The sequence below is a fragment of the Dietzia sp. DQ11-71 genome, from assembly GCF_014144995.1.
In the GTDB taxonomy this organism is placed as follows: domain Bacteria; phylum Actinomycetota; class Actinomycetes; order Mycobacteriales; family Mycobacteriaceae; genus Dietzia; species Dietzia kunjamensis.
On sequence record NZ_JAALDT010000514.1, the window covers coordinates 1 to 3,319 of the forward strand.

3 protein-coding genes are annotated in these 3,319 nt (G+C 70.4%); 1 reads left to right on the forward strand and 2 read right to left on the reverse strand.

What is annotated here, in order from left to right; translation table 11 throughout:
- A partial coding sequence (locus G6023_RS15460) for an ATP-binding cassette domain-containing protein (protein WP_182636373.1) occupies nucleotides 1-429 on the forward strand: 429 nt, incomplete at its 5' end.
- Here G6023_RS15460 and ccsB read toward each other — a convergent pair.
- Together ccsB and resB are read right to left on the reverse strand one after the other, a co-directional pair.
- The gene (gene ccsB, locus G6023_RS15465) at nucleotides 426-1,424 is read right to left on the reverse strand and encodes a c-type cytochrome biogenesis protein CcsB (protein WP_182636374.1); all 999 of its coding nucleotides are present in this window, start codon (nucleotides 1,422-1,424) and stop codon (nucleotides 426-428) included. The genes G6023_RS15460 and ccsB overlap by 4 nt on opposite strands.
- Nucleotides 1,421-3,082 carry a cytochrome c biogenesis protein ResB gene (resB, locus tag G6023_RS15470; protein WP_241727903.1) on the reverse strand — a complete coding sequence of 554 codons (1,662 nt, stop codon included), beginning with the start codon at nucleotides 3,080-3,082 and terminating at the stop codon, nucleotides 1,421-1,423. Before resB ends, ccsB begins: the two co-directional genes overlap by 4 nt.
- Nucleotides 3,083-3,319: the final 237 nt, after the last annotated feature.

Here is a 3,319-nt window from a genome sequence, read left to right on the forward strand (position 1 = left end):
CGGCGCGGCCGACTGCCCGGGCACACGGCGCTGCTGGATCAGGACCCGATGGCGTCGGCGGACCCCCGGATGACGCTCCGCCGGATGATCGCGCTCCCCGGACGGCTGCGCGGGAGCCCGGTGGACGTGGACGCGCTCGCCCGGGAGGTCGGACTGGACCCCGGCCTACTCGACCGACGGCCCGAACAGGTCTCCGGCGGACAACTCCACCGCGCCTGCCTCGCCCGGGCGCTGGCCCAGCGGCCGCGTTACCTGATCGCCGACGAGGCCACCGCGCATCTGGACCCCGAGAGCACGAACGCGATCGCGGGCGTCCTGCGGGCCCGCGCCGACGGGGGGCTCGGCGTCCTCGCGATCACCCATGATCAGCGGCTCGCGGCCGACTGGGCCGACGTCGTCCACACGATGGGCGACGCCGCCGGGAGCTAGTTCAGCCCGGCGTAGGAGTGCAGGCCCGAGACCACGATGTTGATGAAGAACAGGTTGAACACCAGCACAGCGAAGCCGGCGATGTTGATCCACGCCGCCTTCTTGGGGCCCCAGCCGCTGGTCGCACGGGCGTGCAGGTAGCCCGCGTAGAGCACCCAGGAGATGAACGACACCGTCTCCTTGGGGTCCCAGCCCCAGAAGCGGCCCCACGCGCTCTCCGCCCACACGGCGCCGAGCAGGATGCCCACGCCGAACACCGGGAAGCCGATGACCGTGGTGCGGTACGCGAGGCGGTCGAGGGTCTCGGCTGCCGGCAGTGGACGGGCCAGGCGGGCGCCCCAGCCGTGCTCCTGCCCCTGCGGCTGCCACACTCGGATGAGGTACATGATCGACACGACGCCGGGGATGAGCAGGATGCCCGAGCCCAGCGCGATGATCGACACGTGGATCGGCAGCCAGTACGAGCGGAGCGCCGGCACCACGGGCGCGGCGTCCGAGTACAGGTGGGTCCCGCCGAAGAACAGCAGCACCAGGATCGGCACCAGTAGATACGGCCACACCACCTGCAGCGCGGGCTTGCGCAGCCAGATCAGCCCCGCCGCCACCGCCAACAGCGTGCTGCCCAGGATGAACTCGTACATGTTGCCCCACGGGAACCGCTCCGTGGACAGCCCCCGCAGGACGAGGGACGCGGCGTGGAACACGAACCCGAGCACCACGAACAGCTGCGCGATCCGCGCCCAGCGCCCGTTGCCGGCCGAGGCCCGCTCCTCGTCGCCGGTGTCGGTGAGGGACCGCGACTCGGTCAGCCCGGTCCCGCCGGCCGTGACCAGCTCCTTCTCCGAGACCTTGGCCACGCGGAAACCCGCGTAGTAGATCAGCGACGCGATCAGCGCCAGTACATAGATCCCGAAGGCCGTCCGGAACGCCAGGTCCGAGTAGGTGGCCAGCGTCTCGTCGATGGGCAGGCCCTGTGCGAGGGTCGAAGTGATCACCGGGTGTCGTCCTTCCGCGCAGCGTCGGCGGCGGTACCGCGACTAGTTGAAGTGTGGCCCGTGTCGACCTCACCCGGCAACACGGGTGTGACAGCCGCCGCCGAGACCAGCCGGTCCCGGAGCTCGTCGAACTCGCTCCCCCAGCCCGATCGGTCCGTCTTGGCCAGGCCACCCAGATCGACACGGGTGACCTCGTCGTCGTCGACACTCACCCGCGCCCAGATCCTCCGGCGCCGCACCATCAGGCTGAGCACCAGGCCCGCCATCATCACGGCGGCGGACACTCCCACCCAGATCTGCGTGGGGTCGGAGGAGACCTGGATGTTGACGAACTCCTCGGCGCCGTCGAACCGCACCTCGGTGCCGTCGGGCAGGGTCGTGGATTCGCCGGGCTTGAGGTTGACGCGGGCCTCGCGGTTGAGCGCGCCGGACTCGATGAGGTCCGGCTCGAGCGAGAAGACCGACTGCGGGCGGCCCGTGTCCAGGCCGGCGTCCCCGCGGTAGACGTCGATCGCCACCGCCGGGTCGTCCATGCGCGGGAACCGCGAGCTCAGCAGGGTGCCCTCGAACTGCGCGGTCGGCGCGAACAGGCCCTGGATGGCGATCTGCTGCGTCCGCCGCTCGGCCAGATCGGGGTACATGCCAGCGGGCGGGTCGAAGCGCATGATGCCCGAGGACAGGAACGTCTGCAGCTCGGTCGGTGACCAGTGCTGGGTGTCCGTGCGGGTCTCGCCGTTCGGGTACGTCACCGTGAACGTCGGCGCGAAGCCGTGACCCTGCAGGTAGACGCGGGTGGAACCGATGCGCAGCGGGTGGTTGACCCGCATCTCGAACGGCTCCCACGTGTCGGGGTCGGTCGTGGTGACCTCCTCCGTGTAGCGCACGTTGGAAGTGAACATCTCGGCCTGACCGTTGGGCAGGTAATCGGCGCGGAAGTCCTCGACCTTGATGCAGAACTGCTCGAGGTCCGTGCCGTCCACCAGCAGTCCAGCGCGGAACGAGTCGTACGCGCTGGGCGTGGTGTTGCAGAACGCCGGCGACTCCTCATTGGCGACGATGACGCGCATGCCCTCGGCGTAGACGAACTTGCCGGCCGCGAACATGACGAGCAGCGCGAGCAGGCCGAAGTGGAAGACGATGTTGCCGACCTCGCGCGAGTAGCCGCGCTCGGTGGACAGCTCGATGGTGCCGGGGACGCGGCCGTCGCCGTCGTTGCGGCGGACCCGGCCCTTGAGCTCGCGACGGATCTGGTCCGCGGCCTGCTCCGGCGTGGCCGTGGTCCGGTACGCGGCGTGGTGCGGCAGGCGGGACAGGTTGCGCGGGGTCAGCGGCGGGGGCGTGCGCAGCTGGCGGACCAACTCGAAGCAGCGCGGGGTGAGGCAGCCGACCAGCGAGACGAACAGCAGGACGTAGATGGCGGTGAACCACCAGCTGCTGAAGACGTCGAACAGTTGGAGCTTGTCGTAGGTCTCGCCCAGCCAACCGTTCTCGGCGATGTACTCGTTGACGTTGCCCTCGTTGAGGCTGCGCTGTGGCAGAAGCGCGCCCGGGATGGCGGCGACGGCCAACAGGAACAGCAGGATCAGCGCCGTGCGCATGGCGGTGAGGGTGCGCCACGCGTTGCGGAGGAACGCGGTGACGGCAGCGGTTCTGGGCATGGGGTCCATCTGCGGGTCGCGGCGCGCCGAGGCGGCTCGGGGCCTGACTCGGCGCCGGTCGCACCCAGGCTAGTGGGACGAACCTGAGCGAATCCTGGCAGGGTGTGGCCAACCACCTGGAGGTCGCGTCGGGTGTGGCGGGGGTCTCCGGCTGGCCGCCGGAGTCTCCCCCGCCGTGGGGGTTCCTGGTCGGTCGGGGGGTTCCTGGTCCGTCGGGGGGTTCCTGGTCGGTCGGGG

Bases quoted from the DNA above. Each gene is read 5' to 3' on its own strand.
- resB (WP_241727903.1), bottom strand. From the start codon at position 3,082: ATGCCCAGAACCGCTGCCGTCACCGCGTTCCTCCGCAACGCGTGGCGC.